Source organism: Arthrobacter sp. TmtSoilC77 (assembly GCF_059739415.1).
In genome coordinates this window covers 3,081,038-3,098,362 of record NZ_AP046050.1, presented here as the reverse complement: position 1 = coordinate 3,098,362, position 17,325 = coordinate 3,081,038, and the positions used below count along the sequence as shown (strand labels likewise).

Sequence of the window (17,325 nt, the reverse complement as noted above, 5' to 3'; positions counted from 1 at the left end):
CCACCTGGCCCCAAAAGAAAACGCGGCCATGATCTTTAGCGCCCTGCACGCTGCGGCGCTGCGGTACCCATAGTTCAGTACCCGGCAAACGAGTCAACGTGTACGCGCCGCGCCCCTGCACCGTGCGCAGCGGCCCGCAGGGAATCCACGCTCGCCGGGGAACCGGAGACATATACCTCGCGGGCCCCGATGTCCGGTACCAGCTCCTTCAGGCGCTGTGCGTCGATCCTGGAGGTTCCGGCGTCGTGCATGAAATCCGGGGGAGTAGAGCCGTCCGCGAGCCGGGCGACCACCTTTGCCCCGGACGCCTCCAATTGCTCACAGGCGGCGAGTTCATCGCGGCCTTGGGCAAGGTAGAGGACCACCGTGTCGCGGGCTGCGTCGTCGGACGCAAGGTGGGAAAGGAAAGGCGTGATGCCAATACCTGCGGCAATCAGCAGGACCGGCTTGGCGGCGTCGTGCGGGAGCAGGAAGTCTCCGCCAACCGCTGTGGCGGAAATCATGTCACCGGGCTTTAGCGCCAGCAACGTCTTCTTCGCGGTGGACAGGGGCCCGGCCGTTCCAACGCCGAAGGTCACTTCCGGAGCACCCGGGGGGCTGGTGATGCTGAAGACCCGGCGTCGGCCCTTGCCGTCGGACCCCGAATGCGGAAGGTTCAGCTCCATGAATTGCCCGGCCGCATAGCGGACAGGGCGCCGTGGCTCGAAGCGGAACTCCCTGGTCCCCGGTGTCAGGGCCCGGGAACCCTTGAATGTCAGTTCCACGCGGCCCCGTTGGCCCAGGAAAAAGGCGATCAGGTTCCCCACCAGAAGCGCGAGTTCAGGCGAATTGGCCACGAAGCCCAGATTGTACGGAACCGCAAAGACAACGCCGACGACGCCGGCAAGTGCCAATTGCTGCCAACGGCGTGGGGGGAGAGTGAGGGGCTCAGTAAGCATGAAGCCGACGAAAAAAAGCAAGGGGCGCTGGGCCAACGGCTGCCACAGGGCCTGGCCGAAGGTCATGCCGCGGCCCAGCAATTCGACACAGACGATGCTGGTGGCCACCAGCAGGAAAACTGTTGCCATCAGCATTTTCCGTGTGCGGTACAGGACCGCCAGGACACCAGGAACAAGGAGCCACAACATGGCAGGCGTTGCGGCCCACCAGGTGGCTATGTTCAGTCCGGTCAAGCCCGTGATGAAAGCCCCCGCAGCCGCTGGGTTGAAAATGTGGCGCCCACGGAAAGCCAAAGCATATTTCGAAGCGCTGGCCAGGACACAAGCCAGTGCGACACCCAGCATGTCAGTGGCGACGAACGTGGGCCAGAACAGGAAGTACAGGAGCAAGCCGGTAATGAGTGAAGACTCCGAATGGGGCGTGGTCCGGAAAAGCAAGGCCAGCAGGCGATTCGATCCATAGGTGAGCCCAAGGCACACGCACAGGTGAACCAGCATCTGCGGCAGGCCGAACGTCAGCCACCCCAAGACGTTCAGGAGCAGGCTGTAGGCCACCAGGACCCCGAGAACCCACAAAATCAGGCGGTACATGGTGAAGCGGCCCAACCAGGTGTCCAAACGCGACTTCATGGCATTCATGTGAACAGTCTCCCCTCAAAACCAGCCGAAAATGTGGCACTCCCATTCGAAAACACCCGTAGCCAGGAAAAATCGAACTCAGCCTCAAGCGCGGCGGGTTCCACCATGAAGAGTGCCGTGGCCAAGGCATCTGCGACCATCGCGCTCGCGGCCATGGTCCAGGTGGCCACGGTCGTTTCGATGGGTTGCCCTGTGATTCCATCCAGTACATGGTGCAGCCCGTCGCCCCACGCCCGGCGGTTGGACGCGGAGGCGCAGAGGGAGGAATTGTCCAATTCCACGGTGCCGATCGCCTGCTTCGGGTTATAAGGATGCTCCAAGGCCACAGTGACGGGCAGGCTTCCGGAATGCAGCATGTCGCCGCTGCCATCCACCAGGAAGTCCACGTAGCCAGCTGAACGGAGGACTTCGCCGAGCAGGTCCACGAGCTGTCCCTTTCCTGCGGCGCCAACATCCAATACCAGCGGAACCTTGCCCGAAACCGTGGTTCCCGACCATTCCAGGACGTCTTCCCACCTGGCAGCACCTTCAGGGGCGCCTGAAGGAACCAAGGTGTAGCCGGCACTATATCCAAGACGGTTCAAGCTACTGCCGATCAGGGGTGTCATGGAGCCGCCACTGATCCGGTACAGCGCCTCGTAGACGTTGCGGAGGGCCACAGAGTGCCCGGGCAAGGAAATGCTGCCGGGACCGCGCTGCAGAGCGGACACCAGGGAGTCCTGCCTGAACCGTGAATAGGTATGGTCGTAATCCGCTACCGTCGCAAGCAGTTGGCGCTGCACTTCCGGCTCAAGCATCGACGACGACGAAATCTCCCAGTGCGTACCGATCCCCTCGAAGCTAAAGCGGCTCCAACCCGGATGCGGCATGGCTGCTACTTTGCCTGGGACTTGATCTGCTCCACGGCATCGTTGAAGCCGCCTGAGGTCAAAGAAGAACCGGCAACCTTGGAAACGTTGAGGTCGTCGATGTCTTTGCCAACGATCTGCGCCGCGATACCGCTGGCGAACTCGCCCTGGAACTTCCTGGTATTGGGGTTGGAGGGGTGGACGGTAATATTCACTGCCTCCACCTTGTCCCCGGCCAGCTTGAGCTGAACCCCAACAGTCTCCTGGCCGTTCGGCGATGTATATGTTCCATCGGCGCTGTACGTGCCGTCCTTGTACGTGGAGTCACCGTTTCCAGCCGAACCAGAGGAAGAAGGACTGGTGGTCGAAGCCTGGCCACCATTCTGGGTAGCCGGAGTCTGGGTTGACGGGGCTTCCGTTGTGGGGGCACAGGCAGCTGCCGTCCCGATAATGGATACGCTGGCGAACCCGACGTAGAGGCTCTTGCGGAGTGGCGTAGTCATGTTCTGCTCGTTTCAACTGGACAAGATGTGATCAACATGCGGTCAACGGGATGGTGTCGGTCTGTGGATGAGCCTTAAAGCCACCTCTTACGTCTTCACAACGTTGAAATCAGCGTAATGGTTCAGTCTGTGAGCGCCGCCAGCAGTTTATGTATAGGTGCTGTGTCCAAGATTGCTGTGTCCAAGATATCCACATAAACGAGCCTTAATTCCACGAGTTTGCGGGCCCCCGGTAGGCTGGATGGGTGACTCCCGAAGAACTCTCTGCTGCCATATCCACCTGCCTTAAGGACGCCGTTGCTGCCGGCGAAATCGCCTTGGCGGAATCCGCTGTCCCCGGAGACGTCCGGGTGGAGCGACCCAAGAACAGGGACCACGGAGACTGGGCCACCAACATTGCCCTCCAATTGGCTAAGCAGGCCGGCACGAATCCGCGCGAGTTCGCGGGAATCCTCAGCCATCGCCTCCAGGGAATCGCCGGCGTGACCGGAGTCGAAATCGCAGGTCCCGGCTTCCTGAACATCACCGTTGATGCTGCTACGGCAGGCGCGCTTGCCAAGGCAATCGTTGAGGCGGGTTCCACCTACGGGACCAACCAGGCGCTCGCAGGACATGTTGTGAACATGGAATTCGTTTCGGCCAACCCCACGGGACCCCTTCATATTGGCCACACCCGGTGGGCCGCCCTGGGCGACGCGATCGCACGCGTGCTGCGGGCCTCGGGAGCCGACGTCACCGCCGAGTACTACATCAATGACGCCGGTTCGCAGATGAACGTCTTCGCCAACTCAGTCCTTTCCCGGCTCCACGGCCGGGGCGTCCCCGAGGGCGGCTATCCCGGTGACTACATTCGCGAACTCGGCGATGAAGTACTCAAGGCGCACCCGGATATCCGTGAACTCACAGACGAGGCTGCCCTGCCGGTCATTCGTGCTGCTGCCTACGAGGCACAGATGGCGGATATCAAAGCAACGCTGGCAGATTTCGGCGTGGAATTCGACGTCTTCTTCTCCGAGAAGGAACTGCACGACGCCGGTGCCATTGAATCTGCCGTTGCCCGGCTCCGCGAACAGGGCCACGTCTTCGACGACGGCGGCGCCGTTTGGCTGCGCACCACCGACTTCGGCGATGACAAAGACCGCGTCATGATCCGCGCCAATGGCGAACCGACATATTTCGCCGCCGATGCCGCGTACTACCTCTCCAAGAAGGACCGCGGTTTCACCGAGAAGATTTACCTTCTTGGAGCCGACCACCACGGCTATATCAATCGCCTCAAGGCGATTGCAGCGTGCGCTGGCGACGACCCCGAAGTAAACATTGAGGTCCTCATTGGACAGTTGGTGTCCGTCAACGGCGCCAAGTTGTCCAAGCGCGCGGGCAACATTATTGAGCTCAAGGACCTCATTTCCTGGTTGGGCAAGGACGCAGTGCGCTACTCCCTTGCCCGGTTCCCTGCCGACTCGCCGCTGACACTGGACCCGGAACTGCTCAAGAAGAACAGCAACGAAAACCCCGTGTTCTACGTGCAGTACGCCCATGCCCGCTCCAGGGGAACCGCGCGCAATGCCGCCGAGGCCGGGGTGGACCGGTCCGTATTCGACGCATCGCTGCTGGATCATGCCACGGAGAACGAGCTTCTCTCCTATTTGGGGAGCTACCCGTCAATCGTGGCCAAAGCAGCCGAGCTCCGCGAACCGCACCGCGTTGCCCGCCATCTTGAGGTCATCGCCGGTGCCTACCACCGCTGGTACGATGCCTGCCGTGTCTCCCCGCAGGGCGAGGAACCGGTACTGGACGTGAACCGGACCCGTCTGTGGCTGAACGACGCCACCAGCCAGGTGCTGGCCAACGGACTCGGACTGCTAGGCGTTTCCGCGCCGGAACGGATGTAAGGCCATGACCACAAACACCGCACCAGATTCACCCCAGGCCTCTCCGCTTGCTCCTGAATGGCTGGCTGTCCCGGAGGACCTTAACGTCCTCCAGGCACCTATGTGGGCAGCCGGTGTGGAGAAGAACGACGCCGGTGAGGTCACCATTGACGGGATTTCAGTCAGCGACCTCAAGGCGCAATTTGGCACGCCACTCTTTGTGATGAGCGAATCCGACTTCCGTGCGCGTGCCCGTGCTTTCAAGGACGCCTTCGACGACGCTTTCGCTGACATCTGCGGGGGAGTGGATGTCTACTACGCGGGAAAATCCTTCCTGTGTACGGCTGTGGCACAGTGGGTAGCTGAGGAAGGCCTTCGCCTGGACACCTGTTCCGGGGGCGAACTGGCTGTTGCCGCCCGCGCCGGAATCCCGGGGGCCAATTTGGGCCTGCACGGCAACAACAAATCCGACGCCGAGATAAACCGGGCGCTGGACATGAAGGTCGGCCGCATGGTGGTGGACAGCCTCGATGAATTGGAACGCGTAGCCAAGATTGCTTCCAGCCGCGGCGAAACCGCCAAGGTCATGCTGCGCCTCACGCCAGGGGTCCACGCCCACACCCACGAATTCATCGCCACAGCGCACGAAGACCAGAAGTTTGGCCTCTCCATGGCTGAGGACTCCACTGAGGAAGCCGGCCTGTCCGCAGCTGAGGAAGCCGTTGCCGCCGCGACGTCGTACCCGAGTGTGGAGCTCCTGGGGTTGCACTGCCACATCGGTTCCCAGATCTTCGAGGCGGACGGATTCGCGCTGGCCGCGGAAAAACTCCTCGGCTTTCAGGCAGCGATGCAGGCCAAATACTCCGTCGTCCTGCCGGAACTGGACCTCGGGGGCGGCTACGGTATCGCCTATACGCCAGAGGACACTCCCCGCCCTGCAGCTGAAATCGCGCAGGCCATGGCCGCCGTCGTGCGCTCAAAGTGCGCGGAACTCGGTATCGAGGCGCCCCGCGTTTCCATCGAACCCGGACGCGCGATCGTCGGGAGCACCACATTCACTTTGTATGAGGTAGGAACGCTTAAAACTGTTCGCGTGGACGTTCCGGGCACCGAAACAGGCCTTGGGAACGTTACGTATCCGCGTCGGTATGTGTCGGTGGACGGCGGAATGAGCGACAACGCCCGTCCGGTGCTTTACGACGCGGATTATTCGGCGATTTTGGCGTCCCGCGACTCCGATGCAGCTCCGCAACTGTCCCGCGTAGTGGGCAAACATTGCGAGAGCGGCGACATAGTTGTTAGAGATGTATATCTGCCCGCGGATGTGGCAGCCGGTGATTTGCTCGCAGTACCGGGTACCGGCGCCTATTGCTGGGCCCTCTCCAGCAACTACAACTACCTGGCCCGGCCTGGCGTTGTCGCTGTGCGCGACGGAGCCGCCAGGCTCATTGTCCGCGGGGAAACCGAAGAAGATCTCTTGAACCGCGACATGGGAGTGGCGAATGTCTGAAGTGCGAACCCTGAAGGTGGCCCTGCTGGGCTGTGGCAATGTAGGGGCCCAGGTCGCGCGCATTCTTATTGACGACGCCGAGGCACTGGCCGCCCGCAGTGGCGCCCGCCTCGAGCTGTCCGGTATTGCCGTGCGCAACCTCGACTCGCCGCGCGACGTCGAACTGCCGCGTGAACTCTTTACCACGGACGCCGAGACCCTCGTCAAGGACGCGGACCTCGTGATCGAGCTCGTGGGCGGCATCGAACCCGCGCGTACGCTCATCGTCACCGCCATCCAGAATGGCGCCTGCGTTGTCACAGGCAACAAGGCGCTGCTCGCGCAAGATGGCCCCACTCTCTACGAAGAGGCTGACAAGGCCGGCGTTCAGCTGTCCTACGAAGCTGCGGTTGCCGGTGCTATTCCCATCCTGCGCCCGATCCGCGACAGCCTCTCCGGCGATCGCATTACGAGGGTTCTCGGGATCGTGAACGGGACCACCAACTTCATCCTTGACCAGATGGACAGCACTGGCGCACAGTTTGCGGACGCCCTTGCCGAAGCCCAGCGGCTCGGTTATGCCGAAGCAGATCCCACTGCCGACGTCGAGGGCCATGACGCAGCCGCCAAGGCAGCGATCCTGGCGTCGTTGTCCTTCCATACAAGGTTCTCCCTGGACGACGTCTACTGCGAAGGGATCACCAAGGTCAGCGCTGCGGACATCGCTTCGGCCAAGGAAGCCGGCTTCGTCATCAAGCTTTTGGCCATCGCTGAGAAAATCGAAGCCTCAGGGAACGGCAGTGGAATTTCGGTGCGCGTGCACCCCACCCTCCTGCCGCGCGAACACCCGTTGGCAGCAGTCCGTGGCGCATTCAACGCAGTCTTCATCGAAGCCGAAAACGCTGGAGAACTGATGTTCTACGGCCAGGGTGCCGGGGGGACTCCCACTGCCTCTGCTGTGTTGGGCGACCTCGTCTCCGCTGCCCGGCGGTTGGTCCTTGGCGGCCCCGGCCGCACGGAAACAACTACCGGTCATGTTCCGGCGCTGTCCATTGATGCCTCCACTACGAGTTACTACATCGGTCTGGATGTGGCTGACCAGGCAGGTGTGCTGGCTCGCATCGCCCACATTTTTGCGGAGAACGGCGTATCCATCGAGATCATGCGTCAAACGATCCACCGCGATGCCGCCTCGAATGTTGAGTCGGCTGAGCTGAAAATCGTGACGCACCGTGCATCCGAAGCTGCACTCGCAGCAACCGTCGAGGCCGTCAAGGGCCTTGACGTCATCAATTCTGTGACATCCGTACTGCGGGTAGAAGGGGTCTAAGTGGCTCACCAATGGCGCGGAGTAATCCGCGAATACGCTGATCGTTTGCCTGTAACGGAAGCCACGAAGGTCATCACCCTCGGGGAGGGCGGCACCCCGCTCGTCCACGCACAGAAGCTTTCCGAGCTGACCGGCTCGCAGGTGTACCTGAAGGTCGAAGGCATGAACCCCACGGGTTCCTTCAAGGACCGGGGCATGACCATGGCTATGACGGCAGCCGTCGAAGCCGGCGCCAAGGCTGTTGTATGTGCTTCGACCGGCAACACCTCGGCATCGGCCGCGGCTTACGCAACGGCCGCAGGCCTCAAGTGCGCTGTGCTGGTCCCCGAAGGCAAGATCTCCATGGGCAAGCTCAGCCAGGCAATCGCGCACGGCGCCACGCTGCTGCAGGTGGACGGCAACTTCGACAACTGCCTGGACATCGCCCGCAAGCTGGGCGAGTCCTACCCGGTCTTCCTGGTGAACTCGGTCAACCCTGCCCGTATCCAGGGCCAGAAGACCGGTGCCTTCGAAGTTGTGGACTCCCTGGGCGATGCCCCGGATATCCACGTTCTGCCCGTGGGCAATGCCGGCAACATCACTGCCTACTGGAAGGGATACAAGGAGTACGCCGCTCCCTTCGAGACCGCCAACGGCACACTGCCGGCCGTCTCCAGCAAGACACCCATCATGTGGGGTTTCCAGGCTGCGGGTGCAGCGCCGTTCGTTGCAGGGCACCCGATCACTGAACCGGACACCATTGCCACTGCCATCCGCATCGGCAACCCGGCATCATGGGACACGGCTGTCGCCGCCCGTGACGAATCCGGTGGCCTGATTGAAGCTGTCACGGATGAGGAAATCCTGGACGCCCACCGTTGGCTCTCTTCCAAGGAAGGCGTCTTCGTCGAGCCCGGCTCGGCTGCCGGCGTGGCAGGCCTGATCAAGAAACACGCTGCTGGTGAGGTTCCGTCCGGCAAGACCATCGTCATCACCGTTACCGGCCACGGACTGAAGGACCCCCAGTGGGCCCTCCGCACGGAGGACGGTAGCGATGTCCAGCCGGTCAAGGTGTCCAACGACGTCGTAACCGTTGCCGCGGAACTGGGACTGGAAGAAAAATAAGAGTGGAACAAACGCAGCCCACCGCGACCGATCGTAGACTCGTCGCGGCAGGCCAGCGGCTGACCGTCAAGGTCCCCGGTACGAGTGCCAACCTGGGTCCCGGCTACGACAGCCTCGGCTTGGCCCTTTCAATTTATGACACCTTGACGGTGGAAACGCTCACCACCGGAGAGCTCGAGTTCGAGCTCTCCGGTGAGGGCGCCGATACCCTTCCGCGCGACTCCAGCCACTTGGTGGTGCGTGCGATCGACCTTGCCTTGGAACGTTTGGGTTTCCGGCACTCCGGGCTAAGGATCACTGCTGACAACGTCAATCCGCATGGACGCGGGCTCGGTTCCTCAGCTTCCGCAGTTGTAGCCGCCGTTACTGCCGCCAATTCCTTGGTTCCAGAAGAGGCGCAGCAGGATCTTGACTGGATCCTGCAGCTGACCAGCGAAATGGAAGGCCACCCGGACAACGTCGCCCCCGCCATTTTCGGCGGGCTGGCGCTGTCATGGCAGGACAGCGAGCAGTACAGCAGTACGCGTGCTGAAGTGGCCCAATCCGTGGTTCCCGTGGTGGCGGTTCCGGATTATGAACTCTCCACCGAAACCGCCCGCGGACTTTTGCCCGCGTCGGTGGGCCACCATGCTGCGGCGATGAACTCCGGACGTGCAGCGTTGCTGATCCACGCGTTGACCACGCAGCCGGAATTCCTGCTGCCCGGTACCGAAGACTACCTGCACCAGAGCTACCGTGCCGAAGCGATGCGGCCCAGCGCGGACCTACTTGCGGCACTGCGGACGGCCGGTCACGCTGCCGTGGTTTCCGGTGCCGGTCCTACTGTCATGGTCCTGGCCAACGGCCCCGGCGAAGCGGCAACCGTTGTCGAATTCATCGAGGCGTTTACTGCCACCAACACACCCAACGTCGGTTGGCGCGTGATGACGCTGGCTGTGGACGTTGAAGGTGCTAGAGTGGAAGTGCACCGGCGGTAAAGCCGCGGGCAGTTCCCTGATTTTGGATTTCGGCGGTTTCGCTGTTCCTTTCGTCAACTGTGCCAACGTCTGGCGGTGCCGTCTCCTTCCGGCCTGTCTCAGGTGCCGCAGAACTCTCTCTGTTCCCTGAATATTCAGTCGGCTGTCCGGGCAACTGGGTTCAGTGAAGACGATCAGTATCCGGCCCTGTTGGCCACAATCCATCAGGCACGGCCGAAATCACCGGCTGCAGATCTGAACTGCAGCCCAGAACAAATCATCGCGTCCAGCTCTCGCTCTGGACGCCGTCGAGGGGGAAGGATCCTTCGTGACAGAAACCACTGAGCTGGCTTCAGCTGTGGACACAACAACTTCTGCTGCTGAGTCGTCAACAGCAGCAACCACCAAGAGCAGCGGCCTTGCAGGCCTTAAGCTCGCCCAGCTCCAGGCTCTTGCCAGCCAGCTGGGGATTTCCGGTGGGTCCCGTATGCGTAAGGGGGACTTGGTTACAGCCATTTCCGCCCATCGTGCAGGGACTTCTACCGCCAAGGCCCCGGCCAAGGCGTCGACGAAGGCTGCCACCGCGCCCAAGGCAGCCCCGGCTGCCGAGGCCAAGGTTGCGGAGAAGAGCGCTCCTGCCGCTGAAGTGGGCACGGAAGCGCCGGCCCAGGAAGCCCCTCGTGGACGTGGACGTGGCCGTAGCCGCCGCGCCACCAGCGATGGCGTCGTTGCCGCGGCAGAGGCCGCTGCACCTGCTGAAGCGCCGGCCGCGCCGGTGTCAGAGCCCGAGGCAGCACCGGAAGGCAGCGAAGCCGCCACCGAGCGTCGCCAGCCCCGCACCCGTAACCGTCGTCGCACCGAGACTGCTGCAGCTCCGGACGAAACTGCAGAAGCCCCGGCCGCCGAGCAGCATCCCGAGCGCACGGAACAGCGTGCTGACCAGCGTGGCGAGCGGACCGAACAGCGCGAACAGCGCGCCGAGCGGACCGAACAGCGCGAACAGCGCGCCGAGCGGACCGAACAGCGCGAACAGCGCGCCGAGCGTACTGACCAGCGTGAACAGCGTGCCGAACGTACGGAACAGCGCGAACAGGCCGACTCTGGCGATCAGTCGCGTGAACGTCGTGACTCCCGCGGCCGCCGCGAGGACACCAACGACCTCGAAGATACGGGCAATCGCCGCAACCGCAGGAACCGCCGTGATCGCAACGATCAGAACGAGCGCAGCGACCGTCGTGGCGGTCAGGAGAGCCGGGACGGCAACACCCGCAGCGACCGCTTCCGCGACCGCAACGAACGCCGTCGCGGCCGTGCGCAGGGCCCGGATGTTGATGACATCGAGGTTACCGAAGACGACGTCCTGCTCCCCGTAGCAGGCATCCTGGACGTCCTGGAGAACTACGCATTCATCCGGACTTCCGGCTACCTCCCCGGCGCGAACGACGTCTACGTTTCGCTGGCACAGGTCAAGAAGTACAACCTCCGCAAGGGAGACGCCGTCGTGGGCGCCATCCGTGCGCCACGCGAAGGTGAAGACCGCAACCAGCAGTCCTCGCGCCAGAAGTTCAACGCCCTCGTTCGTGTTACTTCGGTCAACGGCAAGACTCCTGAAGAGCTCAAGGACCGCGTCGAGTTCGCCAAACTCGTGCCGCTGTACCCGTCCGAGCGCCTGCGCCTGGAAACCGACCCCAAGAAGATCGGTCCGCGTGTCATCGACCTCGTGGCTCCGATCGGCAAGGGCCAGCGTGGCCTGATCGTCTCCCCGCCCAAGGCCGGAAAGACGCTCATCCTGCAGTCCATTGCGAACGCGATCACCACCAACAATCCTGAGGTCCACCTCATGATGGTGTTGGTTGACGAACGTCCCGAAGAAGTCACGGACATGCAGCGCACCGTCAAGGGTGAGGTCATTGCCTCCACCTTCGACCGTCCCGCAGATGACCACACCACGGTTGCCGAGCTCTCTATCGAACGCGCCAAGCGCCTCGTTGAAATGGGCATGGATGTGGTGGTCCTCCTGGACTCCATGACCCGCCTGGGCCGCGCCTACAACCTGGCAGCACCGGCCTCCGGCCGTATCCTGTCCGGTGGTGTGGACTCCGCAGCGCTCTACCCGCCGAAGCGCTTCTTCGGTGCTGCCCGCAACATCGAAAACGGTGGCTCGCTGACCATCCTGGCAACGGCTCTGGTCGAGACCGGCTCCAAGATGGACGAAGTTATCTTCGAGGAGTTCAAGGGCACCGGCAACATGGAGCTCCGCCTGTCCCGCCAGCTGGCAGACAAGCGAATCTTCCCGGCCGTGGACGTCAACGCGTCCGGCACGCGTCGCGAAGAGAACCTGCTCTCACCGGAAGAAGTCAAGATCATGTGGAAGCTGCGCCGGGTCCTTTCAGGCCTTGAGCAGCAGCAGAGCCTTGAGCTGCTGACGAACAAGATCCGGGAGACGCAAAGCAACGTCGAGTTCCTCATGCAGGTTCAGAAGACGACGCTTGGAGCGAAGTCGGACAACGACAAATAGCTGCCTACTGAGCCGCTGATTCTGCTGCCCCCGCCCCTACGCGTGGTGGCCACGTCCTTACGGACTTGGCCACCACGCTCCGGCAGGCCCGAAGCCACTCCCGGGGCAGCAGAATCGGCGGCTCGTTCCGTTCCCGGCCCACCTTCCCTGGCCGGCATATTTTGAGCGGTCTTTGTTTAAACGGAGATCCTTGGCTCGTCACCACGAGTGCTCAGCACGGCGTGTGTTGGCACAGCCGACGAGGGCTGTACGTAGCCCCTCATCGCAGTTATTAGACTTGTTGAAGTCGAAAGAGGTTTGAAAATGTTTGAGTCCGTTCAGGGATTGCTTGATGAACATGCTGCTATCCAGGCGCAGTTGAGTGATCCTGCTGTTTATGCCGATCAGTCTGCGGCCCGGAAACTGGGGCGGCGTTCTGCCCAGCTCCAGGGCATTGTGGAGGCGTACAACAAGTGGCGCGGAATCAATGACGACCTCGAGGCGGCCAAGGAAATGGCTGCCGAGGATCCCGATTTCGCCGCAGAGGTGGAGGTGCTGCAGGAGCAGATTCCTGCTGCCCAGGAGAAGTTGCGCCGTTTGCTGATTCCCCGTGATCCTGACGATGCCCGCAACGTCATCCTTGAGGTCAAGGGTGGCGAAGGCGGCGACGAAGCTGCGTTGTTCGCCGGTGACCTTCTGCGTATGTACATGCGTTACGCCGAGTCCCGGGGTTGGAAGACCGAGATGATATCCGCCACGGAGTCTGACCTGGGTGGGTACAAGGACGTGTCCGTGGCCATCAAGGGCAACTCGAACGACCCCGCGGAGGGCGTCTTTGCGCGGTTGAAGTTCGAGGGCGGCGTGCACCGGGTACAGCGGGTTCCGGTTACAGAGTCGCAGGGCCGTATCCACACGTCCGCAGCCGGTGTCCTGGTGCTTCCGGAAGTGGATGAACCCGAAGAACTGGAAATCAACCAGAACGACCTCAAGATCGACGTCTACCGTTCCTCCGGTCCCGGCGGCCAGTCCGTCAACACCACCGACTCCGCAGTTCGCATCACCCACTTGCCTACGGGCATCGTGGTGGCCATGCAGAACGAAAAGTCGCAGTTGCAGAACCGTGAAGCCGGTATGCGCGTGCTTCGTGCCCGGCTCCTGGCCCACCAGCAGGAACAGATCGACGCCGCCAACTCCGAACAGCGCAAGTCGCAGATCCGTACGATGGACCGCTCGGAGCGCATCCGCACCTACAACTTCCCGGAAAACCGGATCGCGGACCACCGCACCGGGTATAAGGCCTACAACCTCGACGCCGTGATGAATGGTGATCTGGAACCGGTCATCCAGTCGGCGATTGAAGCCGACGAGCAGTCGCGCCTGGACGCCCTGGGCGAATAGCAGAGCACCGCCAGCTCCCGATTTCCAGCTGTCAGGGCATAGATATGACGATTTTCCCAGGCCAGAGCCTCGCGGACGCCGTTCGCGAGGCCACTGCGGTTTTATCCGACGCCGGAGTCCCCACCCCGCGCGTCGATGCCGAACTTCTTGCGGAGCACCTGTTGGGCGTGGGGCTGGGCCGGTTGCGGGCAATGCTCCTGGGCGATTCGCCCGCACCTGAAGGCTACGCCGAACTGGTGGCTGAGCGTGCCGGGCGCGTCCCGCTTCAGCACATCACCGGCGTCGCGTATTTCCGCCACCTTGAGCTGCGGGTGGGCCCTGGCGTATTCATCCCCAGGCCCGAAACGGAATCCGTTGTCCAGCTTGTCATCGACCACGTGGCCGGAATGTCCCACCCCAAGATCGTGGACCTCGGAACCGGTTCCGGAGCCATTGCCGGTTCAATCGCCCAGGAGGTTCCAGGGGCTGAAGTCCATGCCGTGGAGTTCAGCACTTTTGCCCATGCCTGGGCCAGCAGGAACCTTGAACCGCTGGGCGTCCACCTGGTCCAGGGTGATCTTAGGGATGCCTTGCCCGAACACAACGGCTCCTTTGACGTGGTGGTGTCCAATCCTCCGTACATCCCTGCCGAAGCCATCCCGAACGAGCCGGAAGTTGCGCTGCATGATCCGCCCGAAGCACTGTACGGCGGGGGAGCGGATGGCATGGAACTCCCGACGGCGGCAGCGGCTACCGCGGGCCGCCTCCTGAAAGCCGGCGGTTACTTCGTGATGGAACACGCAGAAGTCCAGGCGGATTGGATCAGCGGCATGTTGCGTCGAGCGGGACGTTGGCAGGACATCACGACGCACTTTGACCTCAATGGCAAGGAACGTGCCACGAGTGCGGTGCTGGCAAACAAGGCTCCTGATGAGTGAAAGAATAGCGCTGTGACCACAACCTACAATTGCACTTCCGATGACCAGCGGGCTGAAGGACTTCAGCACGCGCAGCGTGCCATCAGCGAAAAGAAGTGCATCGTGCTGCCGACGGACACCGTGTACGGCATTGCAGCTGACGCCTTTTCCCCCTTGGCCGTGACAATGTTGTTGGCTTCCAAGGGCCGTAGCCGGCAAATGCCCCCTCCGGTCCTGATTCCGCGCATCAATGCCCTGGACGGACTCGCGAGCGATGTATCCGCCAACGCCAGGGCCTTGGCGCAGGCGTTCTGGCCCGGTGGATTGACGCTCATCCTCCACGCCCAGCCGTCTTTGGATTGGGACCTGGGTGATACCAAGGGCACGGTGGCCCTGCGGATGCCCGACGACGAACTCGCACTGGAGCTCCTGGGCCTTACCGGCCCGCTGGCTGTGTCATCGGCCAACCGCACGGGCCAGGAAGCAGCACAGACCGCCTCAGAGGCGCGGCTCCAGCTCGCAGATTCCGTGGAAGTTTACCTTGAAGGCGGCTTCCGGCCCGTGAAGGGTACTGCTGCACTGCCTTCCACCATCGTGGATGCGACCTCCGAACCCTTCCGGGTGGTACGTCAGGGCGCCATCTCCCTGGAACGCTTGCGTGAAGTTGTTCCTTCCGTCCTCGCCGTTGACGAGCCTGTATCTTATGTTGCTCCGGCGGCAGAAACCGCGGCAGCAGCACAGGAAAAACCCGTCTCCGAAGCGGCCACGGCGCAGGACGCACCTGTCGAAGTAACGGAAGCACCCGTCGTCGAGGATCCGGCGCCTGCTGTATCAGCATCGGCACCCGACGCCCCACGTGAAGCCAAACCCGAATGATTCCGGAACGCCAGCGCGTCCCCGTCCTTGACGTAGACGCGACTCCGCTGCGCGTCAATGAATTGATCGATGCACTGGACGGACTCATCTCCACCGGAACCACCCGCATTGTGCTCGGACACAACCTTCACAGCATTACGCTGTTCCACTCGTGCGCAGATTTCCGTTCACTTTACGATCAAAGCTCGATCGTCCTCCTCGACGGCGCCCCGGTAGCTATGCTTTGGGGCTTGGCCCACAAACGGCAACTGAAGCCACTGGGACAAGGCCCCATGGCCTACCGGCTTGGATCCATGGACTGGATCCCGGCTCTTGGGGGAGTGAAGGGGTTGGAACGGGTGGCCGTGATCGGCGCCGGACGGGCGGCAAATACGCAGGCGGTGGCCCGGCTGCGCACCATCATTCCTGATGCGACGGTAGATGGAATGCCCGGCGAAGAATGGGACGAGGCCTTGGAAATGGCTGTCGTGGAATGGTTGGACCGCTTCCGTCCCCAACTGGTGCTGCTGGGCCTTGGCATGCCGCTCCAGGAGACGGTGCTGCATCGGCGACTCACTCAGTTTCCGCCCGCTGTGTATTGTGCCGTTGGCGGTGCCATTGAACAGGTGGCCGGCGTCCAGAAGCTCGCGCCGCGTTGGCTCGGGCGCCTTGGGCTCGAATGGGCGTGGCGCCTGGTTCTCCATCCGGGCCGTGTTGCCTACAGAGTTTTCGTTGAACCGTGGAAGTTGGCGGGCCTGTTGATTCGGCGCCACTTCCAGCCATCCCAGACCAAAGGCAAGTAAATGACGTCCAAACCCGTTGTGGTCGCCGTTGTGGTGACCTATAACCGGCGTGAACTCCTTGAGACCACCTTGGCCGGCATCACCGCCGGGACCGAGGTGCCGGACGCCGTCGTCGTCGTGGACAACGCCTCCACAGACGAAACTGCGGAGTTCCTCAGGGCCTATCGGGGCCCTGTGCCCACGGACGTTGTTACGCTCAACGCCAACGTGGGCGGCGCCGGGGGATTTGTTGTGGGCATGGAGCGCGCAGTCCTGGACCACGGCGCTGACCACGTCTGGATCATGGACGACGACACCGAACCGCAGCCCGGCGCACTTCGCGAGGCGCTGGATGTGTCTGAGGCTTATGAACAGGAAACCGGGGAAGCTCCCGCGTTCATCGCCAGCCGGGTGGTGTGGACGGATGGTCGCGACCACCCAATGAACCGCATGCGTCCACGCATCGGTGCCAGCGAGGCGGCGCGCAGCACCGCTGCCCGGCTAGGAGCGGTTCAGATCCGCAGCGCATCCTTCGTCTCTGTCCTGATTCGCGCTGACGAGATCCGGCGTCACGGACTGCCCATTGCCGATTACTTCATCTGGAACGATGACCTCGAATACACGGCCAGGGTTTCGCGCCGGGGAACTGCCCTCGCTACCAATGCGTCGGTTGCCAGCCATCACACCAAAGTGTTTGGAGATGCAGGGGCGGACCCCGGCCCCCGGTTCTACTACGAAGTTCGTAACAAGCTCTGGGTCTACACGAGATCCAACGCCCTGGCTCCTTGGGAAAAGGTCCTCTTTACGGGAGCTTCGCTACGCAATTGGGCCAAGACCATTGCTGCGTCGTCAAACCGCAAAATACTGCTTGATGGCTTGTTCAAGGGCCTGCGCCATAGTTTGAAGGCGCCCCGGTCCAACGCCGAAGTGCTCAAGGGGATCTACGCCCTGCGTAACGTCCAGGAGCCTGCCAGGTAGAAGCCGGCCGCGTGGCTACAGCACATCAGCTGTAGTCTTGCGGCTGCGTCACGCCGGTGGCCACGACCATTGGCATTAGTATCGTGACTAGAGTCCACAGAAATCCCAGCATCATTTGGCACAGCCGGTGCAGGCATGGCGACGGAGTAGTTCCATTTATCGACAGACAGAAATCCACACCTTGACCTGCCCGGAACTACACGGCTTTCCAGCGATGCACCGGCTGCATACGTTGGTC

General features: G+C 62.3%; 14 protein-coding genes. 11 read left to right on the top strand and 3 right to left on the bottom strand.

From position 1 onward, the window contains the following. Positions 1-74: 74 nt before the first annotated feature. The 3 genes from AC6I99_RS14275 to AC6I99_RS14265 are packed head-to-tail and all read right to left on the bottom strand — an operon-like array spanning position 75 to position 2,928. The gene (locus AC6I99_RS14275; RefSeq protein WP_497961164.1) at positions 75-1,577 is read right to left on the bottom strand and encodes an FAD-dependent oxidoreductase; all 1,503 of its coding nucleotides are present in this window, start codon (positions 1,575-1,577) and stop codon (positions 75-77) included. Beyond that, a complete protein-coding gene (locus AC6I99_RS14270; RefSeq protein ID WP_497961163.1) occupies positions 1,574-2,446 on the bottom strand; it encodes an FAD:protein FMN transferase in 873 nt (290 codons plus the stop codon). Before AC6I99_RS14270 ends, AC6I99_RS14275 begins: the two co-directional genes overlap by 4 nt. A 5-nt stretch (positions 2,447-2,451) precedes the next feature. Then, positions 2,452-2,928, bottom strand: a complete 477-nt coding sequence (locus AC6I99_RS14265; protein WP_224087999.1) for an FMN-binding protein — start codon at positions 2,926-2,928, stop codon at positions 2,452-2,454. A gap of 245 nt (positions 2,929-3,173) precedes the next feature. Here AC6I99_RS14265 and argS point away from each other — a divergent pair, with 245 nt between their 5' ends. From argS to AC6I99_RS14210, 11 genes are all read left to right on the top strand, one after another. Next, positions 3,174-4,823 (top strand): arginine--tRNA ligase, encoded by a 1,650-nt coding sequence (argS, locus tag AC6I99_RS14260; protein ID WP_497961162.1) that lies wholly within the window; start codon positions 3,174-3,176, stop codon positions 4,821-4,823. A gap of 4 nt (positions 4,824-4,827) precedes the next feature. Continuing rightward, a complete protein-coding gene (lysA, locus tag AC6I99_RS14255; protein ID WP_497961161.1) occupies positions 4,828-6,312 on the top strand; it encodes a diaminopimelate decarboxylase in 1,485 nt (494 codons plus the stop codon). Beyond that, positions 6,305-7,621 carry a homoserine dehydrogenase gene (locus AC6I99_RS14250; RefSeq protein WP_497961160.1) on the top strand — a complete coding sequence of 439 codons (1,317 nt, stop codon included), beginning with the start codon at positions 6,305-6,307 and terminating at the stop codon, positions 7,619-7,621. Before lysA ends, AC6I99_RS14250 begins: the two co-directional genes overlap by 8 nt. Continuing rightward, entirely contained in the window at positions 7,622-8,725 is a 1,104-nt protein-coding gene (gene thrC / locus AC6I99_RS14245) for a threonine synthase (protein WP_309928965.1), read from the top strand. A 2-nt stretch (positions 8,726-8,727) separates the two neighbouring features. Next, entirely contained in the window at positions 8,728-9,702 is a 975-nt protein-coding gene (gene thrB / locus AC6I99_RS14240; RefSeq protein WP_224164686.1) for a homoserine kinase, read from the top strand. Positions 9,703-10,009: 307 nt separating this feature from the next. Further along, complete coding sequence (rho, locus tag AC6I99_RS14235) at positions 10,010-12,199, top strand: transcription termination factor Rho (RefSeq protein ID WP_497961159.1); 2,190 nt, start codon at positions 10,010-10,012, stop codon at positions 12,197-12,199. Positions 12,200-12,502: 303 nt separating this feature from the next. After that, positions 12,503-13,576, top strand: coding sequence for a peptide chain release factor 1 (gene prfA, locus AC6I99_RS14230; RefSeq protein ID WP_497961158.1), 1,074 nt, complete (start codon positions 12,503-12,505; stop codon positions 13,574-13,576). A gap of 44 nt (positions 13,577-13,620) precedes the next feature. Continuing rightward, entirely contained in the window at positions 13,621-14,493 is an 873-nt protein-coding gene (gene prmC, locus AC6I99_RS14225; protein WP_497961157.1) for a peptide chain release factor N(5)-glutamine methyltransferase, read from the top strand. A gap of 12 nt (positions 14,494-14,505) precedes the next feature. Continuing rightward, a complete protein-coding gene (locus tag AC6I99_RS14220; protein WP_497961156.1) occupies positions 14,506-15,348 on the top strand; it encodes an L-threonylcarbamoyladenylate synthase in 843 nt (280 codons plus the stop codon). Then, positions 15,345-16,130, top strand: coding sequence for a WecB/TagA/CpsF family glycosyltransferase (locus AC6I99_RS14215; RefSeq protein WP_497961155.1), 786 nt, complete (start codon positions 15,345-15,347; stop codon positions 16,128-16,130). The genes AC6I99_RS14220 and AC6I99_RS14215 overlap by 4 nt, the downstream gene beginning before the upstream one ends. After that, entirely contained in the window at positions 16,131-17,087 is a 957-nt protein-coding gene (locus AC6I99_RS14210; RefSeq protein ID WP_497961154.1) for a glycosyltransferase, read from the top strand. It abuts the gene before it with no gap. The last annotated feature ends 238 nt before the right edge of the window (positions 17,088-17,325 follow it).